This is a genomic window from Actinocorallia sp. A-T 12471, assembly GCF_033875155.1.
Classification (GTDB): Bacteria; Actinomycetota; Actinomycetes; order Streptosporangiales; family Streptosporangiaceae; genus Actinocorallia.
Genome location: NZ_JAWZTE010000012.1, coordinates 94,245 through 115,112, shown reverse-complemented (window position 1 = coordinate 115,112; position 20,868 = coordinate 94,245). Strand labels below are relative to the sequence as shown.

Here is a 20,868-nt window from a genome sequence, read left to right as displayed (position 1 = left end):
GCGCGGCGACCCACGGCGGGGGCGACGGGGCCGCGCGCATAGTCTTGGGCCGGGTCACGAAGTGGGGAGATGTCCTGATGGGAACGCATGAGCAGGCGCGTCCGGCGCACGCGGTGGACCGCTGCGAGCCGGCGCGGCGCGCGTGGATCGCCGAGGCGATCCGCAAGGTCGAGGCCGACGCCAACCGCAGCGCCGACACCCACCTCCACGTGTTCCCCCTGCCGCCCGAGTGGGGCGTCCAGCTGTACCTGAAGGACGAGTCGGTCCACCCGACGGGCTCGCTCAAGCACCGCCTCGCCCGCTCGCTGTTCCTTTACGCGCTGTCCAACGGCTGGATTCGCGAGGGCACGCCGGTGATCGAGGCGTCGAGCGGCTCGACGGCCGTCAGCGAGGCTTACTTCGCGCGGCTGCTCGGGCTGCCGTTCATCGCCGTCATGCCGCGCACGACGAGCCCGGAGAAGTGCGCCCTCATCGAGTTCCACGGCGGCCGCTGCCACTTCGTCGACGACCCCGCCATGATCTACGCCGAGGCCGCGCGCCTCGCCGAGGAGACCGGCGGCCACTACATGGACCAGTTCACCTACGCCGAACGCGCCACCGACTGGCGCGCCAACAACAACATCGCCGCGTCGATCTTCGAACAGCTCGCACTCGAACCGCACCCCGAGCCCGCGTGGATCGTGGTCAGCGCCGGCACCGGCGGCACCGCCGCCACCATCGGCCGCTACGTCCGCTACCGCCAACACCAGACCCGCCTTGCCGTGGTCGACCCCGAAGGCTCGGCCTTCTACGAGTCCTGGGTGACCGGCGACCCCACCCTCACCGCCAAGGGCTCCCGCATCGAGGGCATAGGCCGCCCCCGCGTGGAACCCTCCTTCCTCCCCACCGTCATCGACCGCATGTACCGCGTCCCCGACGCCGCCTCCCTCGCCTGCATGCGCTGGACCACCGAGATCACCGGCCGCAGCGTGGGCGCCTCCACCGGCACCAACGTCTGGGGCGCCCTCCAGATCATCGCCGAAATGCGTTCCAGGGGCGAACGCGGCAGCGTCGTCACCCTCATCTGCGACGCCGGCACCCGCTACACCCACACCTACCTCTCCGACACCTGGCTGACCACCCAAAACATCAACATAACCCCCTACCTCAACGACCTCCGCACCCTCCTCCCCCCCACCTAACACCCCGACCAGCCGCCCCGGGGCGTCACTGCCGCCCAGTCCCCGCCCACCCGGCAGGACGGGCATTATTTGCCCGATGCCCTCGTCCCCGTCCTCGTCGGCGCAGGCGGCCCGCGTACGCCTCGGCGCCCGCCTGCGCGCGCTACGCCTCGCCGCCGGACTGACCGGCCGCGCCTTCGCCGATCACGCCGGATGGCGATCCGCCACCAACGTCACAAAGATCGAAAAAGGCCAATACGCGATCACCGCCGACACCGTCCGCCTGTGGTGCCGCCTCTGCGGCGCTCCAGCGGAACTCGTCGCCGAGCTGCTCGCCGAACAGTCGAACGCGGCAGTCGCGTGGGCGACCCACATGGACCTGAACCGCGGCGGCCTCAAAGCCCGCCAGGAACGCCTACGCGACATCTACTGGAGCGTGCGTGTGCAGCGCGTCTACCAGACCCGCGTCATCCCCGGCCTGCTCCAAACGCCGGAAATGATGGCGTTCCTGCTGGAACGGGTGCGGATCGACCAGCACATAGAGATCGACGACGTCGCCGAGGCGGTCGCCGCCCGCCTCGCCCGCCAGGAGTGCCTGAAGCGACCGGACGCCCGCTGGCTGTTCCTCCTTGAGGAAGATGTCCTCTGGTACCGCCCGGCCCCGCCCGACGTCCACCGCCACCAACTCACCCACCTCCTCGAGGTGATGCGCCGCCCATCGGTCTTCCTCGGCATCATCCCCCGCGACATCGACCGCCGCGGCGTCATCACAGCCGAATCCTTCACCATGGACGACGAAAGCCTCGTAGCCGTCGAACTGACCTCAGGCGAAGTGAACATCACGTCCCCCGGAGAAACCCGCCTCTACCAAGAAATGTGGACCCGCCTACAGTCCATCGCCGTCTCCGGCCCCCAGGCCCGAGCCCTCATCCACCGCGCCGCCGATTCCCTTGACGCCACCAAGCCCGAAGAGTGAAGGTCGTCGGAGACGGTTCAACGCGCCCATGCAAGGGAGTGCCTGTGCCCGATCCCCGCTTCGTCCGCGTTCACTTCGTCGGCGGCGACCCCGACTCCGCCCGCGAACACTGCCCGGCCGTGTTCGTAGATCCCCTGACCGGTGACTTCCTCTTCCAGGGACGCGTCGTCACCGAACCGGCCGTGCTGGCGATGCTCGGAGAGCACGCCGTGCTCGCCTCCGACGAGGCGGTCGTGTGGATTCCGGCGCGGATGCGTCAGGTCGTCCTCGATGCGCTCATGGGCTACGAGGAGGACAGGCAGGGCCACGGAGCCCCTTCGTTCGAGCAGATGCTGAAGGCCGCCCGCCGGTCGGCGATTCATCTGGAGATGCGGGACTTCTACGGTCCGGACGAAGGCTTCCAGGCATGGGTAGACGGCGGCCCGGCCCGACTCCCGGACGACGGTGGCCGGTGGGACCGTCTGATCGGGGAGGCGACTGGTCGCGGCGTGACCGTCCGGCGGGTGCGCGTGATCTCGCGTCCCGCCTCTCGGTACTCGCGCTGGCTCCACGCGACGACTGAAGAGAACGTCAGCGCTGGGGAAGAAGTTCGGTGGCTCTGGCGGCCCGACGCGCTCGGGCTGTTCCTGCCGCACACCGATCTTTGGATGTTCGACCACAGCCTTGTGGCGTTCAACCACAACGACGGCGAGGGCGATCATGTGCCGGGCTACACGTATGTGACCGATCCCCGGGAGATCCCGCCCGTCGTCGCTGCCGTGGAGATGGCCTGGGACCGGGCCACGCCGCACGGGAAGTTCAACATAGACGGCTGACTGGGTGCCGTTACCAATCCTTACCAATTTTCTGGTCGCCTGTGGCTGTGATGGGGCAGTGTCGGGCTGTCACGGAACTTGAGGAGGGGCGGCCTTGAAGACTGTCGCTTGTGATGGCGGACCTGATCTGATCGTTTGCTCGCCGGATGGTGAGTCGCGCGGGGAGTTGTTCCGTGTCGGGGACCTGTTCCCGATGGACCCGGGCGGGCACATCCTCATGGCGCCGGGCACGCCCGGCAGCGCCGCGCGGCCCTGGGGGTTGCGGTTCCGGGTCGTGCCGCAGCCGCGCGCTGGGAAACACGAAGGGGCCACGTCCGAGGTCTCCACGAACAACGACGGCAACTCGGCCGAGGAAGTGCAGAGCGACTGATGGGCGCGAACACCGTGGTCATTCTCACTGAGGATCGCGACCGGACCGCGGATCGCGTCGCGGCCGAGCTTGCGGTGCGGGGCGTTCCCGTCGTGCGTATGGCGACGAGCGCGTTCCCGCAGAGCCTTGGCATGACGGCGACGCTCGGTCCGGCGGGCTGGACGGGCGCGCTCACCCTGCCGACGGGCGACACCTTGCCGATTGCCGAGATCGGGGCCGTCTATCGGCGGCGGCCGACCCAGTTCCGGATGGACGCGCGGATGTCCGCGCCGGAGAGGGCGTTCGCCTATGGCGAGGCGCGCCGGGGCCTGGGCGGTGTGCTGAACGCGCTGGCCGTCAGCGGCTGCCGGTGGGTGAACGATCCAGCGGCGGCAGCGGCGGCCGAGTACAAGCCCCTCCAGCTCGCCACCGCGAACGCGGTCGGCCTGGACGTCCCGGAGACGCTCGTCGGCAATGATCCCGTCGCCGCGCACGCCTGGGCGAAGGAACTGGGCAAGCCGGTGGCGTTCAAGCCCCTGTCGGGGGTCTGGCATGCCGATCAGGGGACGCTCGGCATCATCTACACGACGCCCGTCGAGGTCGCCGAGCTTCTTGATCCAGGATTCGGGCGCACCGCGCAGCTCCTCCAGGAATTCATCGATAAGGCCGACGAGGCACGCGCCGTCGTCATCGCGCCGCCGGGCGAGCCCGGGACCGTGTTCGCGGTCCGCATCACCGCGCACAGTGACAAGGCCGGGGTCGACTGGCGTTCGGACTATGACGCGCTGGAGTACGAGCCCCTCGCCCTCCCCGACGACGTGAACACGCGACTGATCGAACTGCACCGTCGTCTCGGCCTCACGGTCGGCATAGTCGACCTGTGCCGGCGGAGTGACGGCCGCTGGTACTTCCTGGAGACGAACCAGAACGGGGAGTGGGGCTGGATTTCCGAGGAGGCCGGGCTGCCGATCGCCTCGGCCGTCGCCGCCGTTCTGGCGAGGGGGCCGCGTGAGGCTGGTTGATGGGCCGGAGGTTCTTGTTCGGGATCTGGAGGCTTGGGGTGTGCTGACGGATGGGCGGGTTCGTGCGGCGTTTCTTGCTGTGCCCCGGCATCTGTTCGTTCCGCGTCGGGGATGGGTGTCGCCGGACCGGACGGGGGCGGCAGGGTATGTGGCCGACGCGCGTGTCGACCCGGACGCGTGGTGCGCCGCCGCCTATTCGAACGCCTCGATATGGATTCAGGCAGACGATGGGGCGACCGATCCGGCGACCGGCCTCGGCTCTCCGACGTCCTCGATCTCCGCGCCCGGTGTCGTCGCCGGGTTCCTGCAGCTTCTCGATGTTCGCCCGGGGCATCGGGTTCTGGAGGTCGGGACCGCCTCTGGGTGGACGGCCGCGCTCTTGGAGCACCTTGCGGGCGGGTCTGGGGCGGTGCGCTCGGTTGAGGTGGACGAGGGCGTCGCGGTGGCGGCGGCGGACGCCCTTGCCGCGTTCGGGAGCGGGGTCACCGCGCTCCACGGGGACGGCGGGCTCGGCGTGCCGGAGGCCGCGCCCTTCGATCGGGTGCACGTTACCTGTGCGATCACCGACGTTCCTGCGGCGCTGATCGGGCAGACCCGGCCCGGTGGCGTGATCGTCGCGCCCTGGCAGCCCGGAGGGCCCGACGGGCACCGGCTCCGTCTGACCGTCACCGGCGACGGCACGGCGACCGGGACCCTGCACGGGCGAGCCAACTACATGCCCATGCGGTCCCAGCGCGTTGGTCGGCGTTGGGAGGCGCATCACGCGGATCGGGCCGAGACGTCAACGACCGCGCTCGACCCCGGGGAGGTCGCTGAGGCCGGGCTTGGTGCGGCCGTCGCCGTCGCCGCGCTGGTCCCTGGGGTGGCCTGGCACGCGGTCTCCGACGGTGCCGGGGCTGTTTCCCTGCTCCTGCATGACCGCGCCGGCTCGGCCGGTTCGTGGGCGGCCTGCGATCGGGAACCCGGCGCGGCGCGCTTTCCCGTCACCCAGTACGGCGAACGACGGCTCTGGGACGAGGTTGAAGCCGCCTATCTCCGCTGGTGCTCATGGGGACGGCCGGACCAGAGCCGCTTCGGACTGACCCTCGACGGGTCCGGCCAGAAGATCTGGCTCGATGATCCGGGTCGCGTGTTGTGACGCCGGCCAGGTCGGTATGCGGCTGGTGGGGGTGGGGTTGGGAGGGGTCAGGTGGGGGTCAAGATCGGATGGGGTGGGGTTCGGTGGGGGAGGGGGTGGGGGTAGGGCGCGGGTGTGATGACCGTGGTGGGGATCGTGGTGTTCTTCGGGCTGCTCATGGCGTCGATCGCGTTGCATGAGCTGGGGCATCTGATCTTCGCGAAGTGGTTCGGAGTGCGGTGTCCGCAGTACATGGTCGGGTTCGGGCCGACGGTCAGGTCGTGGCGGCGGGGGGAGACCGAGTACGGGATCAAGTGGATTCCGTTCGGCGGGTATGTGCGGATGATCGGGATGCTGCCGCCGAGGGCGGGGGACCCCGAAGGGGCGTTGCGGAAGTCGAGTACGGGGAGGTTTGCGCAGCTTGTGGACTCGGCGCGGGCCAGCGCGCTTGAGGAGGTCGGCCCGGGAGATGGGGATCGGGTCTTCTATGCCAAGCCCTGGTGGCAGAAGGCGTTGATCTCGTTCGCCGGGCCGCTCATGAACTTCCTCCTCGCCCTGGTGTTCCTCGGCGCGGCGCTGATGGGGATCGGCGTGCGGGAGCCGTCCACGACGATCGGGACGGTCGCGGCGTGCGTCGTCCCGGCGACCGAGACCGGGCGCGGCTGCACCCCCGCCGACGCCCCCACCCCGGCCGCCGCCGCAGGGCTCAGGCCCGGAGACGAGGTCCTTGCCTTCGACGGCACACAGGTCACCACCTACCGGCAGTTCCAGGGCCTCATCCGCGAGGCCGCAGGACGCCCCGTGACCCTGCGCGTAGTACGCGACGGCCAAACCCTCGACCTCGCGACGACCCCGATAGCCAACCAGGTCAACGACCTGGCCGACCCGACGAAGACCGTCACCGCGGGGTTCATCGGGATCACCCCGGTGCGCGAGTTCGTCAGGCAGGGCCCCGGCGACGTGCTCGCCCAGTTCGCCAGGATGACCACGGTGACGCTCCAGGCGTTCGCCAGGCTGCCGGAGAAGATGGTCGGCGTCTGGAACGCCTCGTTCCATCACGCGAAACGCGATATCGAGGGCCCGGTCGGGATCGTCGGCGCGTCCCGGATCGGCGGCGAGGTCCTGGCCTCGCACGACGAGGCCAAGGGCAAGGCGGCCCTGTTCCTGATGGTCCTCGGCTCGCTGAACTTCGGCATCGCCGCGTTCAACATGGTCCCCCTGCTGCCGCTCGACGGCGGCAACATCGCGGGCGCCCTCTGGGAGGGGATGAAACGGGCTTTCGCGGCGCTCACCGGACGCCCAGCGCCCGCCCCCGTCGACGTCGCCAAGGCCCTCCCCCTCACCTACGTGGTAGGCGCGGTCATCCTCTTCATGGGCCTCCTGCTCGTGTACGCCGACCTCGTCAACCCGATCCGTCTCGGCGGCTAGTCCACTGCGCCCGCAAGCGCGCGCACGGTCTCGAAGGTGTCCGCCTCGGCGGCGCTCTTGTCGGCCCGGTACCGCAGCACCCGCGCGAACCGCAGCGCGAGCCCGCCCGGGTACCGGGTGCTGCGCTGGAGCCCGTCGAACGCCACCTCCACGACCTGGACGGGCTCGACCTTCACGACATATCCGTCGTCTGACACCTTGAGGTCGAGGAACCGCTTGGTCTGCCAGTCGAGCAGCGCGTCGGTGAGTCCCTTGAAGGTCTTGCCGAGCATGACGAACTCGCCGGACTCCGCGTCCCGCGCGCCGAGGTGCAGGTTCGACAGCTTCCCGGTGCGCCGCCCGTGCCCCCACTCGACGGCGAGGACGACGAGGTCGAGCGTGTGCCTCGGCTTCACCTTGATCCACCCTGCGCCGCGCCGCCCGGCCGCGTAGGGGGCGGTCAGGGACTTCAGGACGACGCCCTCGTGCCCCCGCGCGACCGCGTCCGCGAAGAACGCCGACGCCTCGTCGGTCGAGTCCGTCACCAAACGCGGCATCCGCGACGGCTCAGGGACGGCCCCCGCGAGCGCGTCATGCCGCACGGACGCGGGCTCGTCAAGCAGGTCGGACCCCTCAAGGTGCAGGACGTCGAAGAAGAACGGCCGCAGCGCGCCCAGCGAGGTGTTGGACGCGGTCACCTGGAACGACTCCGGCGACCCGTCGGCGCGCAACGCGATCACCTCGGCGTCGAGGACCGCCGCGCCGAGCCCGAGCCCCCGGGCCGCTTCGACGACCTCGGGAACCCGCCCGGTGATGTCGTCAAGGGTCCTGGTGAACACCCGCACGTCGTCCCCCGCGACGTGGACCTGCGCGCGGATTCCGTCCATCTTCCACTCGACGCCCATCTCGCCGGCCAGCCCCTCGGCGATGTCCGGCGCGGAGGAGGCGAGCATCGGCCGCACCGGCCTGCCGACCTCGAGCGTGAACCCGGCGAGCGCGGCCGCGCCCCCGGCGAGCGCCGCCTCGGCGACGGGTCCGAGCGCGCCGCGCAGCATGACCGCGCGCCGCACCGCCGCCAGCGGGGCGTCGGCGGCCTTGGCGATCGCGTCGGCCATCACCCCCGCGAGCGCGCCCTGGCGCAGCTCTCCGGCGAGCAGGTGGACGAGGAAGCCCTGTTCCTCGGCGGTCGCCCGCCCGAAGATCCCGTACAGGAGGTCCTTGCGCGCGGCGACCGAGCCGGGGCCCGCGGTGTCCCTGATCCTGGTGAACGCGGCGTCGACCTCCGCGACGGTCAGGCTCGGCGCGGCGGCGGGCGGCGGGACCGCGCGCAGCGCCGCGTACCCGACGCCGATCTGCCGCTGCGGCAGCTCCCCGGCCAGCCAGTGCACGACGACCGAGGCGGACCCCGGCCCCGCCTTGCGCAGTGCCTCGGCGATCAGCGCGGTCTTCTGCCCGCGCGCGGACGTCGCGGCGACCGCGCGCCAGGTCGCGGCGAGGTCGGCGACGGTGATCGGCGCGCCGCCCGCCGGGGTGAGGGTCGCATCACTGGGGAGCACACTTCCCTCCTTTCCCAGCGGAGGCTGGACAATCCGGAAAGGCGTGAAGGGACGTGGTGATATCTCCACCGGGTACTGACAGACGGCCCTCGGGTCCGTAGTTTCGGGGGCGTGCGCGCAGATTTCGACAGGGTCTACTCTCCGCCGGAGCCTCCCTCACCGCGGCGGATGCCGCGTCCCAGCGGGTGGCAGGTCGCCGTCGTGTTCCTGCTGATCGGCGCGGGGGCGGTGTTCCTCGTGGCCCCGCTCGTCCTTGACGACGACGCGCCGCCGTCGCGGGTCACGCCGTCGTCGGCGTCGTCGTCGGACAGGCCCTCGGAGCAGCCGCCCGCCGGGACGCCGCCCGCCCCCGAGTTCTTCCAGACGCTGCCGAAGGAGATCTGCGAGACCGTCGCTAAGGAGACGTTCCTCAAGTACGTGCCGGGCGGCAGGGCCGAGGCGCACGGCGGCGCGCGCGCGGGCTCCTGCGGGTACGGCGGGTCGGCCGGCGCGCCCTATCTGCGGCTGGAGACCAGGCTCGGGGAGATCGTCGACGACACCGACCCGGTGGGCACGACCAAGTGGTCGTTCGACCGCGAGTACGAGCGCGACAGCCAGGGCGACGAGGCGCGGACGCTCCTGCTGGAGAAGGTGCCGAACCTGGGCGAGGAGGCTTACCGGAGGGTCCTCGCCGAGCAGGGCACCGAGAAGGTCACCACGGCGAGGGTCGTGCTCAGGTCGGGCAATGTGATCATCACCGTCGCCTACTCGCGGCCGTTCTCCGGCAAGGCCGAGGAGGAGCGGGACGAGTGCCTCGACGGGGCCGAGGCGGTGGCTCGGGAGGCGCTGCGGACGTACACGGGGTGACCCGCTTACAGAGGCCGATTCGGTCTACCGGCCGGTACAAGATTATTCGACGAGCCGTCGGATTCCGATCGCTTTCTCGACTGGTCGCTTCTACTGTTATGCCTGGTATTACGGGCCAGGGGGCCTTTGGCCACGTAATGCAGTGGTTTGGCTACATAAGTTGCTGGTTAGTACGACATGACCAGTCTGTATGAGGAGGCGAAGGACATGGCCGCCGATGGCGCCGGAGTGTCCTGGACATAAGCCAGGTACCGCGAGAGTAAAAGGCCGGCACCCCTGAAGGGGGCCGGCCTCCGTCCATCCGGGCTCGCGCGGACCAGGCCGTCAGGCCGGAGCCAGCCGCTGCACCGTGCCGTTGAGACTGAGAACGTACAGCTCACCGGACACGTCGACCCCGAAAGCCGAAACGCTGTTCACATTCGACAACAGCGTCACGGGGTCGCCCCCGTCACGGGTGAACGCCTTGACCCAGCCCGCGCAGAAATCGGCGAACACATACCTGCCCGTGAGCCCGGGGATCGCCGAACCCCGGTACACATGGCCGCCGATCACCGAACACTGGCCGTTCTCACGCAACGCGTACTCATGGACGGGTTCGACGCCGACGGGCTCCTCGGAGTGGAACGCGTGCGAACCCTCACGCGCGCTCCAGCCGTAGTTCTCGCCGCCCTTCGAATCGCCCGGCTGGAAATTCACCTCTTCCCATTTGTCCTGCCCGACGTCGCCGATCCACAGATCGCCGGTCTCGGCGTCGAAGGAGAACCGCCACGGGTTGCGCAGCCCGTACGCCCAGATCTCCGGCTTCGCCTTGCGCTTCCCGACGAAGGGGTTGTCCTCCGGCACCGAGTACGGCTTGCCGCCCGACGCCGTAGGGTCGATCCGCAGGATCTTGCCGAGCCAGGTGCCAAGATCCTGGCCGGTGCGGTCCGGGTCGCCACCGCCGCCGCCGTCGCCGAGGCCCAGGTAGAGGTGGCCGTCGGGGCCGAAGGCGAGCTGGCCGCCGTTGTGGTTGGTGCGCGGGTGCGGCTGCTGGAGGACGACCCGGCGCGCGGACGCGTCGATCGCGCCGTCCGCGCCCACGGGGTACTCGGCGAGGACGATCTTGCCGTCCTTGGCCGTGTGGTACAGGTAAAGGCGTTTTCCGTCCGGGGAGAACGCGATGCCGAGCAGGCCGCGTTCGCCGCCGGAACCCGTCAGGGAGACGAGGTCGAGCACCGGCTCGGCCTTCCCGTCGGTGACCTTGACGACCCGGCCCTCCTGCTCGATCACGTAGAGGGCGTCGTCGCCCTCCCGCACCGCCATCCCGACGGGCTGGGCGGCTTCGGCCACGTCAACCAGCTTCACCTTGCCCAGCCGCTGCGGGGCCTGCGAAGCGGGGGCCGACGCCGACGGCGACGGGGAGGGCGCGGCGTCCGTGGGGGAGGTGTCGGCCGCGCACCCGGCGGCGAACAGGCACGTCAGGGCGGAGGAGAACCAGATCCGTACACGCATGTCCCCATCGTCCCTCCCGTCACGGCGGGCCGCCACCCCCCTCACGCGAAGGCGGCCCCGAAGTCGGCCTCGTCGCAGTCGGAATCGGGCAGCAGGAAGGCCGACTCGCCGCCGTCGAACGGCTTGACCATGACCGACCCGCCGGGCTTCTCCTGGTCGTCGGGGACGCCGATCAGCACCGCGCCCTTGGTGAAGCCGACCGCGCGCCCGAACATGTCGTAGGGGCCGGGGTCGCCGGGCATCTCGGACTGGACGTTGAGCGCGTCGACCAGCAACGACGACGCACGGTCGGACAGCGGGACGAGGTGGACCCAGCCGTGGTCGGGCACGGAGTCCTCGGACTCGTCGTAGGGGACGCCCACGGCAAGGACAGGGCCGTGGCCGTCCGTCGTCTCGCCTCCCGCGAGCGCCACCGACCAGCCGTACTGGTCCTCGGCTTCGGCGTAGGGGACCGCGCTCGTGCTCTGCGCGGCGGCTTCGAGCGGCTCAAGCCCGTTGCCCGTGGAGCTCAGCACCGCGACGACCCCGACGCGCGCCTTGCCCCCGACCGTCTGCCCCGGCACCCCCGCCGCGACGTACACGGTGTCGCCGTCCTCGGCGTAGGCGAGGCTCCAGCCGATCCTGCCGCCCTCGCTCGGGTCGCCGATGCCCAGGTTGCCGTAGTGCCAGTGCTGGCCCTTGGCGGTGCCCTGCGCGGTGACGTCCTCCACGACGCTGAACGACCCGGCGTCCACGGCCTGGCCGTCGACGTCCTCGCCGGGCTCGCTGACGATGAGGTCGGGCGCGTCCTTGTCGCCCATGATCGCGCCGAGCGCGACCGCGTACCCGAACAGGTCGCCCGCCTCCGCGACGCCCTCGGCCTGCTTGTCGTCCTGCGTGACGTGCCGGTACCCGGGGGCGTCGTCGCCGTTGGCGAAGAACAGGTGCACCGCGCCCGCCGACTCCAGCTCCTTGACCGTCTCGTGCGGCGCGCCGATCGCGACGGTCGCCGTGTGGTCGCCGTGCCCGGCGCGGGCCGCGACCGAGAAGCCGAACGTGCGCGACGTCCCTTCGGGCTTCAGGACGCGTTCGCGGGTGAGGCCGTCGGGGGAGCCGAGGAAGATCTCGGCGTTGCCGACGCCGCCGTCGGCCCAGGGCGCGCCGACGACGAGGTCGGTGCAGCCGTCGCCGTCGAGGTCGGCGGTCGCGACCGCGTGGCCGAAGCCCGCGCCCGCCTGCGGGCTGTCGGCGGTCAGGGAGTCGCGCTCGGCGACGCCGAGCGCGCCGTCGCCGTAGATGACCGTGACGTGGCCCGCGCCCGCCTCGTAGCCGACGCCCGCGCCCGGGTCGCCGACGACGTAGTCGGCGTTGCCGTCGCCGTCGAAGTCGCTGAGGACCGCGCTCGAGCAGTCGGCGGCACGGGCGGCGGTGGTCGGCAGCAGGAACGCCGCCGCGACGAGCGCGGCCCCCGCCGCGGCCCCGATCACGCGCTTCACACGACCACCTCCACGCCCTGCGAGTCGTTCGAGCCGTAAACCTTGATCGACTTCAGTTCGGTGGCGACCGGGACGTCGAACAGGAGCATCCCGGAGATCCTGCCGCCCGGCGGCAGACCGGGGTTGCTGTTGATGAACCCGCCGGCGAACTCACGGTTGCGGATCTCGGTGCCGTCCTTGTCGACGGCGACCTGGCGCACGCGCGGGACGCGCACCGGCCTGCCCGTCAGGGCCGGGTTGTAGACGGTGAGCTGGATGAGGCAGAACTCGCCCTTCTCCGGCTTCAGGCCCTCGAACTCCTTGCCGCCGCAGCGCGGGGTGCCGACGCTCAGTTCGAGGCCGCCGTCCTGGCGGGTCTGGCCGACGCCGGTGTCGTCGCTGAGGGGGAGCGCGACGTACCCGTCGCGTTCCATCTGGTTGCCCGCGGCGGAGTCGCCGCTGTCGTCGTCGCGCTGGCTCAGCCCGTACAGCAGCGCCGCCCCGGCGACCGCGACGGCGAGCACGCCGCCGCCCGTCGCCGTCCACTTGCGGCGGTGCCCCTCGAACGCGCGGCGCAGGCCCGGCGCGGTCGGCCCCGGCGGCGGACTCGGCGGCGGCGCGTGCCCGTACCCGGGAAAGTCGTGCGCCCCGTGCCCACCTGGCGCGGTCGGCGCACCGGGGAACGGCTGCTGCGTGGCGGGCACCCCGTGCGCCGCCGCGAACGCCTGCCCAGCACCCGGGAACGGCGGGGGAGTCACCGGATCGGCAGACGGCTGCTGAAACCCCTGCGGCGTCCCACCCGAGCCCGGGAAGGGCTGCGGCGTGCCGCCCGAGCCGGGGAAGGGCTGCGGCGTGCCGCCCGAGCCGGGGAAGGGCTGCGGCGTCCCGGATTGACCCGGGTAGGGCTGCGGGTTCGCGGCCTCGGCAGGGAAGGGCTGCGGGGTCCCGCCCGAGCCGGGGAAGGGCTGCGGCGTCGCAGGGTTCCCCGGCTGGGCCGGGGCGGGGGCCCAGCCGCCGTGGACGCTCTCCTCGACGAGGGCCGTCGCTGCCGCGTCGACGCTCTGGGCCGCGTTGCCGCCGACCAGGGCCAGCATCAGCTGCTGTGCGGTCGGGCGGGCCGACGGGTCCTTGGCCATCGCGGCGCGCACGTGGCCGAGCAGCGGCTCGGGCACGCCCGCGAGGTCGGGTTCGCCGTGCAGCACCCGCGACGCCATCGCGATGGGCGCGCCGCCGCCGAACGGGTGCCGCGCCTGCGCGGCGAACGCGACGAGACACCCCCACGTGTAGACGTCGACCGCCGTCGTCGCCTGGTCGGCGAGCAGCTGCTCGGGCGCGATCCAGCCGGGCGTCCCGATCAGCTGCCCGGTCCGGGTGACGCCGGTGGTCGCGTCCAGCGCGCGGGCGATCCCGAAGTCGATGACCCGCGGCCCCGACACCGAAAGGATCACGTTCGACGGCTTCAGGTCGCGGTGCACGAGCCCCGCGCCGTGAATCGCGGTGAGCGCCGCGGCGACCCCGACGGCGAACCCCTGGAGGGTGCCCTCGGTGAGCGCGCCGTGCCGCAGCACGTGGTCGTGCAGCGTCGGCCCCTCGATGAACTCGGTCACCAGGTAGGGGTGGCCGACGTCGTCGACCCCGTGGTCGAGCATCGCCGCCGTGCAGAACGACGCGACGCGCTGGCCCGCGGCGACCTCCTGGGCGAACCGCTGCCGGAACCCGGGGTCGGCGCCGAGCTCGTCGCGGATGACCTTGATGGCGACGGTGCCGCGCGGGCCCCTGCCGAGGTAGACCGCGCCCATGCCGCCCTGGCCGAGCTTGCCGAGCACCGTGTGCGCCCCGATCGTGCGGGGGTCCTGCGGCCCGAGCGGCTTCGCGCCGCCGGGCAAAGGCTGATCCATGGCCACGGGCTCCAACCTAGTAACTCCGGATAACCGGCCCGGTCATGCCGGATAACCGGTAGATGACGTAATTTGATGGCCGTGCCGCACCCAGAGTTCGCCAGCCGCGTCCTGTGGCGTCGCGCGTCCGACCCGGAAGCCGACGATCTGACCCTCCTCGACGCCGTCGAACGCGAACGGCGCGCCCGCTACCTGCGCGAAGACGACAAGAGACGCTTCACGCTCGGCGTCGTGCTCGCCAAGACAGAGCTCGCGGAACGCACCGGGCGCGAACCCGGCGACATCATCCTCGACCGGACATGCCCGGGATGCGGCGCGCCGCACGGTCGTCCGACATATCCGGATTGGCATCTTTCGGTCAGTCACTCGGGCGGGCTCGTCGGGCTCGCGGTCGCTGCGGTGCCCGTCGGGCTCGACGTCGAGGAGCGGAGGCGGTCGCTTGACGACATCGCCGACGCCGTCCTCGCGGGCGAGCCGGAAGGCGACCTGCACGTCTATTGGACGCGCAAGGAGGCGCTTTTGAAGGCCACGGGCGACGGCCTGAAGGTGCCGATGACCGACGTGACCGTCACCGGCGCGACGGAACCGCCCGCGCTGCTGGCGTGGCGGGGCAGGCCCGACCTTCCCGGCCGGACCGTCCTGCGGGATCTTGACCCCGCGCCCGGCTACGCGGGCGCGCTGGCGTTCATCCTTCCGTGACGGGTTCCCAGCCCTTCGGGGGGCCGTCCTCGCGGTCGTAGAGGCCCTGCAGGCCGAGCCAGCAGAACTCCAGCGTGTAGTGCGCGGCAAGCTCGGGCGTCACGTCCGGACGGGTCGTGAACCACAGCGAGATCCGCTCGCACGCGCCGATGATGATCTCCGTGTACGCCTCGATCGCGATCTCCGGCAGGTGCGGGGCCCACTGCGCCATGATCGGCGCGATCAGCGCGTGCTGCTGGCGACGCGTCGCCTCGACCGCCTCGACCGCGGCGTGCGGCAGGCCGACCGCCTCGTGCTGCAGAATCCGGAACGAGTCGCCGTGGCTGTCGGTGAAGGCGTAGTACGCGACGAGCCCGCGGTGCAGCGTGTCGAGGGGATCGACGCCCTCGGCCATCGCGGCCGCGGTGACCTCGTGCAGTTCGGCCCGCGCCCGGGAAAGACAGGCCAGCAGCAGGCCGTCCTTCGAGCCGAAGTACTCGTACAGCATGGGCTTGGAGACGCCGCAGCGCTCGGCGATCTCCTCCATCGACGCCGCGCGGAAGCCGCGCTCGGCGAAGACCTCCTCGGCGACGGCGAGCATCTGCCGCTCCCGGTTCGCGCGCGACATCCGCTTGCGCTTCGGCGGCGGGGCGCCCTCGGGGGCTGTGGTCTGTGTCACGCTCATGTACCCTACCATCAGTAACTTACCCGAGGTAACTTACCCCCAGTAGTAGACGGTTCGACTAATAAGGGCAGGTTCGATGGGCCAGATCGTGATCATCGGCGCGGGCTTCGCCGGCCTCGGCATGGGCATCAAGCTCAAGGAGGCGGGCCACCACGACTTCGTCATCCTGGAGAAGGCGTCGGACCTCGGCGGCACCTGGTGGGAGAACACCTACCCGGGCTGTGCCTGCGACGTCCCGTCCCCCATGTACTCCTTCTCGTTCGAGCTGAACAAGAACTGGAGCGAGTTCTTCGCCCCGCAGCCGGAGATCCAGCGCTACCTCGCCCACTGCGCGGAGAAGTACGACGTCAAGAAGCACATCCGCTTCGACTCGCACGTCGAGGCCATCGAGTACGACGACGCGGCGAAGCGCTGGAACGTCACCCTCGCCGACGGGCAGGTGCTGCGGCCCCGCGCCGTCGTGTCCGGCGTCGGCGCGCTGCACGTCCCGAGCTTCCCCGAGATCCCCGGCCTCGAGACCTTCGAGGGCAAGGCGTTCCACTCCGCCGAGTGGGACCACTCCTACGACCTGGCCGGCAAGCGCGTCGCGGTCATCGGGACGGGGGCGTCGGCGATCCAGTTCGTCCCGCAGATCGCCAAGAAGGCCGCGCACACGACGGTCTTCCAGCGGACGCCCGCGTGGATCCAGGCCAAGCCGAACATCAAGCTCCCCGCCGCGTTCCGCCTGCCGGGCGTGCCGCGCGCTGTCCGCGACATCGTCTACTGGACGCTCGAGGCGCGGGCCATCGGATTCGCGGTCGACCCGCGGCTGTCCGGGCCGATGAAGTGGATGGCCACGAGCCACCTCAAGCGTCAGGTGAAGGACCCCGAACTGCGCCGCAAGCTCACCCCCGACTACACCATCGGGTGCAAGCGGGTGCTGCTGTCCAACGACTACTACCCGGCCATGGCCCGCGACGACGTCGACCTCGTCACCGACGGGATCGCCGAGGTCCGCGCCAACTCCGTCGTCACCAAGGACGGGCGCGAGATCGAGGTCGACGCGATCATCTTCGGCACCGGGTTCAAGGTCGTCGACGCGATGGAGCACTGGACCATCACCGGACGGAACGGGCAGAAGATCCAGCAGGCGTGGGAGAACGGCGTCGAGGCCCACCACGGCACCACCGTCCCGGGCTTCCCGAACTTCTTCATCCTGCTCGGCCCCAACACCGGGCTCGGCCACAACTCCGTCGTCTTCATGATCGAGGTGCAGGTCAAGCACATCCTCAGCCTGCTCAAGCTGCTGTCGGACACCGGCGCGACCACCGTCGAACCGAAGCCGGAGGCCCTGCGCGCCTACAACGACAAGCTGCACAAGCGGCTGCGCCGGGCCGTCTGGAACGAGGGCGGCTGCGACTCCTGGTACCTCGACCAGGACGGCGTCAACCGCACGATCTGGCCGGGCTTCACCTTCGAGTTCTGGGCGAACTCCCGCAAGGCACGCCGCGAGGACTACATTCTCCGGTGATCTCCCGCGCCGCGGCCGAACCGCGCCCGGCCGCGGCGCGTGCCCTTCCCGTCAAGGAGGAACGATGGACAAAGGCCACCTTTCAGTACCTTCGGGGAAGGGTCCCTTTCCCGGCGTCGTCGTCCTGCACGACGCGTTCGGCATGACCGGCGACGTCGCCCGTCAGTGCGCCCACCTCGCCGAGAACGGCTACCTCGCCTACGCCCCCGCCCTCTACGCGGGCGGCAATCCCCGCTGCGTCAAACAGGTCTTCCAGGGTGCACTCAAGGGCACGGGCCCCGTCTTCGACCGCATCGTCGCCGCCCGCGACGTCCTCGCCCACCGCTCCGACTGCACAGGCCGCGTCGCCGTCGCGGGCTTCTGCCTGGGCGGCCAGTTCGCTTTGATCGCCGGCGGCCAGGGCCTCTTCGACGCCGCCGCCGTCAACTACGGCCTCATCCCCAAAGACCTACCCGCCGTCCTAACCGCCCCCTGCCCCGTCGTAGGCAGCTTCGGCTCAAAAGACAAAATCGTCCCCATCTCCGACGTAACCCGCTACAAGCAATCCCTCGAATCCACCTCAACCCCCCACGACATCAAGATCTACGACGCCCCCCACGGCTTCCTCCAATCCCACGGCCAACCCTACAAATCCCTCATCCGCGTCACCGGCATGCACCACGTCCCCACCGCCGCCACCGACGCCTGGACCCGAATCCTCACCTTCCTAGAAACCCACCTCAACCAGCCCTCCTGACGGGTCGCTCAGCCGCTGACCCAGCAATTGGTAGCAGCTGATCAGCCGTCAACTGTCGCCGGACAAGCCGGACTCCGGACGCGCCAACCGATCGTCGTCGAGCAGCCAGCGCCGCACCTGATGCACGAACACATGCACACCGCAACGCTCAAGCCGACACAGAACGTCCCCCACGGACAGGGCAGGATACCCGTTGCTCCCCGTATCTCCCGCCTGGTCCCGAAGGACCTGAAAAATCACCTCCGGCGCGAACTCAAGTTCATAACAGAGAAAGACATCCGGATGCTGGACGTCAACGTCGAATCCCTCCAGCGCGGAACGCGGAAAATCTTTCAGGTTCGTCGTGACGATCACGTCGGCATGCCCGCGTAGGGCCGCGGCCAGAACGTGCCGGTCTTTGGGATCGTTCGTCATCGACTCCTCAAGGTGCTCCCACCCCTCCACCATCGCTTCGGGGAACGCCTCGCGAATGCAGTCGACGACGTAATCGGCCCGATGCCCCTTTCGTGCCAGGACGCCGTTCACCTCGGAGAGGATTCTGGCGCTCCAAAGAGGTTGGTAGACACCGGCCTCCGCGATTCTCAGGAGCGTGTCACGCAGGGCGCTGGGATACAGGACGCAGGCGTCGAGGAGCGCTGAGAAGGGCACACGCCAAGGTTAGGTCAATCTTCGTGCGTGGGCTCGTCATACGAGCCCGCTTTGATTGCCTCTTCAGTCAGTTCTCGGAGGAGTCTGCGCCGCTTTTCTCGGCGTTTGTCCTGAAATGCCAGGACGTCGGAGAGAAGGACTCGCCGGTGGGCTCCGGGGCGTTCCGAGACCTTGTCGTAGGGGATTTCTCCGTTTTCGAGGAGTTTGACCAGGGTGGGCCGGGATACGCCGAGGATTTCCGCGGCCTGGTAGGTCGACAGCGTCATGTGCTGTGGCGCCACGGTCACCGCGAACCCCTGGGAGAGCGCCTCCGCCACCTGGAGAAGGATCTCGTAGAGCGGCGTGGGAAGCGTCAGGCACTGCCGGTCCGGCCCCACGAGGACGGCGGTCTGGTCGCCGATCGTTCGGCCCCTGGACTTCATCGCTCTGACGAAGTCCACGAGTTCGGCCTGTTCCTTGGGGTCGTTGTCGGGAAGGAACGTGCGAGCGTCCGACGAGGCCGGTATCTCGCCCACTGCCATCACCCAGCCCTCACTGATCCGCTGCCGGGGAAGCTACCCCGAAACGCAACTAACGAAAAGCGTCAGGGGTCCAACGTAGCCAACCGCGTAGCTGACTATTGCGGAAACGGTAGACACACCTGGTGCAGAGTTCTGCGGTTCGGTGGCGCGGCCGGGTCGGGTTCAACCGGCGAGGCGGCGGAGGATTTGGGTGGTTTGGTGGATGAGGGTGCGGGCTTCTTCGGGGGAGTCGGCTATGGAGACCTCGCGGCCCGCCTCGCCGATGGCGGTGGTGAGGATGAGGGCGAGCATCTTGTTCTGGTCGGCCAGGAGGCGGGTGTTCTGGGCGAGCCACTGACGCAGGCGTGAGCGGCGCATCAGGCCGAAGCCCGAGGGGCCCTCGCCCGCGACGAACAGGCGGCTGGTGTACCGGTCGGTCCAGCAGACCTCGAGGAACGCCTCGGTGCCCTTGATGAACAGGGCGATCGAGTCCTTCTCCCCGGCCGCGCGGGCCGTCTTCACCGCGTGGGTCGCCTTGCGCTCCTGCTCGGCGGTGTGCTCCTCCCACAGCGCGAGGAACAGGCCGGACTTGCCGCCGTAGTGGTGGTAGAGGCTGCCGACGGAGATGCCGGACCGCTCGACGATCTCCGCGATCCCCGCCGCCTCGTACCCGCGGGCCGCGAAGACCTCGCGGGCGGCGTCGAGGAGCGCCCTGCGGGTCGCGTCGGCGCGCGCCCACTGGGTGCCGGTCCGCACACGGTTCTCACTCATGCCCGGTTCTCGCTCATGCGCAGACTCTAAACGGTGACCGGGCGTACCCGTACCTGGCCACTAGGATTACCCCCGATGCCTACTTCGACGTGGTTCCGCCTGAATCCCGACAAGCGCGAGCGTGTGCTCCAGGCCGCGCAGCGGGAGTTCGGCGCGCACGGGTACTCCACCGGGAGCCTCAACACGATCGCCCGCGAGGCCGACATCGCCAAGGGCTCCCTGTTCCAGTACTTCGACGACAAACTCGAGTTCTTCACCTACGTGGCGGAAGAGACCGCGCGACGGATTCGCGACGAGATCGTCGAGGGCATCGCCGCGAGCGACTTCGACCAGTCCTTCACGCACTGGCTCGGCGACGTCTGCTGCCTGTGGGCCGACTACTTCGCCAGCCACCCCCTGGAACGCGCCGTCACCGCCGCCATGCACCTGGAGATCGACAACACGGTTCGCACCCTCGTCCGCGAACCGTCGAACCAGCACTACCGGGCCTCCATCACCCCGCTGCTGGCCCGCTGGCGCGAACGCGGCGACGTCCGCCCCGACCTGGACGAGAACGCCGCCCTGGCCCTCCTCATGCTCGTCCTCCCCCACCTGGCCCTGGCCCCCTACTACGACGGCCTGGACCCCATCCTCAACCTCCGCGGCAAACCCCCCGAGGAGCAGTACCCCATAATCCGCTCCTTCGTGGCCACCCTGACCCCCATCTTCGACCCCAAAACCTAACCCCGCCGCGGCCCCTTCAAGACAAGCCAAGCGCACCCAAGAACCACCAGCACACCAACGCCGCCCACAACGGCGGCCTCCACCCGTTCCCTGCCCAACCCAAAGGCGACGAGCAGCACCCCGCACAACGGAGCCAGCGTCAACAGCACGGTCCGAAGCCCCGACCGCTCCCCGGACCCGGCGCCCACACCCCCGACCTTTCCTCCCTGGGCCTGCACCCACGTGACGTCGACCGACGCGAGGTACTGTTCCCGCTCGGCAAGGAACCGCCGCGTATGCCCCTGCTCCTCGTGCACCGCAAACGCCGCCCGATCCGCATAAAGCTCATAGAAGACCCGCGCCAACGGCTCCCCCTCAACCCGGTGCGCCACATAAACCAACGTCCCAGCCTCCCGCTTCTCGATCTCCGCGACCGTCTCCGCGACAAGCCCGTCAAACGCCTCGGCACTCGCCTCATCCCGACAAACAAACCGCACAACAATCCCAACCACAAACCCTCCCAAAGCCGACGAGCAGCCCCAAGTAT

General features: G+C 70.1%; 21 protein-coding genes. 12 read left to right on the top strand and 9 right to left on the bottom strand.

Features of this window, described 5'->3' with window-relative positions; genetic code table 11:
- Positions 1–77 precede the first annotated feature (77 nt).
- From R9X44_RS27975 to R9X44_RS27945, 7 genes are all read left to right on the top strand, one after another.
- Positions 78–1,181 (top strand): PLP-dependent cysteine synthase family protein, encoded by a 1,104-nt coding sequence (locus tag R9X44_RS27975; protein ID WP_319817296.1) that lies wholly within the window; start codon positions 78–80, stop codon positions 1,179–1,181.
- A gap of 76 nt (positions 1,182–1,257) precedes the next feature.
- Positions 1,258–2,136 carry a DUF5753 domain-containing protein gene (locus R9X44_RS27970; protein ID WP_319817295.1) on the top strand — a complete coding sequence of 293 codons (879 nt, stop codon included), beginning with the start codon at positions 1,258–1,260 and terminating at the stop codon, positions 2,134–2,136.
- A gap of 44 nt (positions 2,137–2,180) precedes the next feature.
- Positions 2,181–2,951 (top strand): DUF6879 family protein, encoded by a 771-nt coding sequence (locus R9X44_RS27965; protein WP_319817294.1) that lies wholly within the window; start codon positions 2,181–2,183, stop codon positions 2,949–2,951.
- Positions 2,952–3,117: 166 nt separating this feature from the next.
- A complete protein-coding gene (locus tag R9X44_RS27960) occupies positions 3,118–3,321 on the top strand; it encodes a hypothetical protein (RefSeq protein ID WP_319817293.1) in 204 nt (67 codons plus the stop codon).
- 14 nt (positions 3,322–3,335) lie between these two features.
- Complete coding sequence (locus tag R9X44_RS27955; RefSeq protein WP_319817292.1) at positions 3,336–4,322, top strand: MvdC/MvdD family ATP grasp protein; 987 nt, start codon at positions 3,336–3,338, stop codon at positions 4,320–4,322.
- On the top strand, positions 4,309–5,460 hold the full coding sequence (locus R9X44_RS27950; RefSeq protein WP_319817291.1) for a protein-L-isoaspartate(D-aspartate) O-methyltransferase: 1,152 nt from the start codon (positions 4,309–4,311) through the stop codon (positions 5,458–5,460). Before R9X44_RS27955 ends, R9X44_RS27950 begins: the two co-directional genes overlap by 14 nt.
- A 117-nt stretch (positions 5,461–5,577) precedes the next feature.
- Positions 5,578–6,867: a site-2 protease family protein gene (locus R9X44_RS27945; RefSeq protein ID WP_319817467.1), complete on the top strand. Its 1,290-nt coding sequence runs from the start codon at positions 5,578–5,580 to the stop codon at positions 6,865–6,867.
- Here the strand turns inward: R9X44_RS27945 and R9X44_RS27940 are convergent.
- Complete coding sequence (locus R9X44_RS27940) at positions 6,864–8,402, bottom strand: ATP-dependent DNA ligase (protein WP_319817290.1); 1,539 nt, start codon at positions 8,400–8,402, stop codon at positions 6,864–6,866. The genes R9X44_RS27945 and R9X44_RS27940 overlap by 4 nt on opposite strands.
- Positions 8,403–8,513: 111 nt before the next feature.
- Here R9X44_RS27940 and R9X44_RS27935 point away from each other — a divergent pair, with 111 nt between their 5' ends.
- Complete coding sequence (locus tag R9X44_RS27935) at positions 8,514–9,248, top strand: hypothetical protein (RefSeq protein ID WP_319817289.1); 735 nt, start codon at positions 8,514–8,516, stop codon at positions 9,246–9,248.
- Between the two features lie 324 nt (positions 9,249–9,572).
- Here R9X44_RS27935 and R9X44_RS27930 read toward each other — a convergent pair whose 3' ends face one another.
- Genes R9X44_RS27930 through R9X44_RS27920 form a run of 3 tightly spaced genes read right to left on the bottom strand, consistent with a single transcriptional unit; the run spans position 9,573 to position 14,091 of the window.
- Entirely contained in the window at positions 9,573–10,739 is a 1,167-nt protein-coding gene (locus R9X44_RS27930) for a PQQ-dependent sugar dehydrogenase (protein ID WP_319817288.1), read from the bottom strand.
- A gap of 41 nt (positions 10,740–10,780) precedes the next feature.
- Positions 10,781–12,214 carry a VCBS repeat-containing protein gene (locus R9X44_RS27925; protein WP_319817287.1) on the bottom strand — a complete coding sequence of 478 codons (1,434 nt, stop codon included), beginning with the start codon at positions 12,212–12,214 and terminating at the stop codon, positions 10,781–10,783.
- Positions 12,211–14,091 (bottom strand): serine/threonine protein kinase, encoded by a 1,881-nt coding sequence (locus R9X44_RS27920; protein ID WP_319817286.1) that lies wholly within the window; start codon positions 14,089–14,091, stop codon positions 12,211–12,213. The genes R9X44_RS27925 and R9X44_RS27920 overlap by 4 nt, the downstream gene beginning before the upstream one ends.
- An 81-nt stretch (positions 14,092–14,172) precedes the next feature.
- Here R9X44_RS27920 and R9X44_RS27915 point away from each other — a divergent pair, with 81 nt between their 5' ends.
- The gene (locus R9X44_RS27915; protein ID WP_319817285.1) at positions 14,173–14,790 is read left to right on the top strand and encodes a 4'-phosphopantetheinyl transferase family protein; all 618 of its coding nucleotides are present in this window, start codon (positions 14,173–14,175) and stop codon (positions 14,788–14,790) included.
- On the opposite strand, the gene R9X44_RS27910 is transcribed toward R9X44_RS27915, so the two are convergent.
- Positions 14,777–15,454 carry a TetR/AcrR family transcriptional regulator gene (locus tag R9X44_RS27910; RefSeq protein WP_319817284.1) on the bottom strand — a complete coding sequence of 226 codons (678 nt, stop codon included), beginning with the start codon at positions 15,452–15,454 and terminating at the stop codon, positions 14,777–14,779. The two genes, R9X44_RS27915 and R9X44_RS27910, sit on opposite strands and share 14 nt — an antisense overlap.
- Before the next feature lie 76 nt (positions 15,455–15,530).
- Between R9X44_RS27910 and R9X44_RS27905 the strand changes: the two genes are divergently transcribed.
- Together R9X44_RS27905 and R9X44_RS27900 are read left to right on the top strand one after the other, a co-directional pair.
- Positions 15,531–16,964 carry an NAD(P)/FAD-dependent oxidoreductase gene (locus R9X44_RS27905; RefSeq protein ID WP_319817283.1) on the top strand — a complete coding sequence of 478 codons (1,434 nt, stop codon included), beginning with the start codon at positions 15,531–15,533 and terminating at the stop codon, positions 16,962–16,964.
- 64 nt (positions 16,965–17,028) lie between these two features.
- The gene (locus R9X44_RS27900; RefSeq protein ID WP_319817282.1) at positions 17,029–17,700 is read left to right on the top strand and encodes a dienelactone hydrolase family protein; all 672 of its coding nucleotides are present in this window, start codon (positions 17,029–17,031) and stop codon (positions 17,698–17,700) included.
- Positions 17,701–17,748: 48 nt separating this feature from the next.
- On the opposite strand, the gene R9X44_RS27895 is transcribed toward R9X44_RS27900, so the two are convergent.
- The 3 genes from R9X44_RS27895 to R9X44_RS27885 all read right to left on the bottom strand — a co-directional run bounded on the left by R9X44_RS27895 (position 17,749) and on the right by R9X44_RS27885 (position 19,619).
- Positions 17,749–18,348 carry a PIN domain-containing protein gene (locus R9X44_RS27895; protein ID WP_319817281.1) on the bottom strand — a complete coding sequence of 200 codons (600 nt, stop codon included), beginning with the start codon at positions 18,346–18,348 and terminating at the stop codon, positions 17,749–17,751.
- A 14-nt stretch (positions 18,349–18,362) separates the two neighbouring features.
- Entirely contained in the window at positions 18,363–18,863 is a 501-nt protein-coding gene (locus R9X44_RS27890) for a helix-turn-helix domain-containing protein (RefSeq protein WP_319817280.1), read from the bottom strand.
- 168 nt (positions 18,864–19,031) lie between these two features.
- Positions 19,032–19,619, bottom strand: a complete 588-nt coding sequence (locus R9X44_RS27885) for a helix-turn-helix domain-containing protein (protein ID WP_319817279.1) — start codon at positions 19,617–19,619, stop codon at positions 19,032–19,034.
- A 75-nt stretch (positions 19,620–19,694) separates the two neighbouring features.
- Here R9X44_RS27885 and R9X44_RS27880 point away from each other — a divergent pair, with 75 nt between their 5' ends.
- Complete coding sequence (locus R9X44_RS27880; protein ID WP_319817278.1) at positions 19,695–20,342, top strand: TetR/AcrR family transcriptional regulator; 648 nt, start codon at positions 19,695–19,697, stop codon at positions 20,340–20,342.
- Here the strand turns inward: R9X44_RS27880 and R9X44_RS27875 are convergent.
- The gene (locus tag R9X44_RS27875; RefSeq protein ID WP_319817277.1) at positions 20,339–20,833 is read right to left on the bottom strand and encodes a putative quinol monooxygenase; all 495 of its coding nucleotides are present in this window, start codon (positions 20,831–20,833) and stop codon (positions 20,339–20,341) included. The genes R9X44_RS27880 and R9X44_RS27875 overlap by 4 nt on opposite strands.
- Positions 20,834–20,868 lie beyond the last annotated feature (35 nt).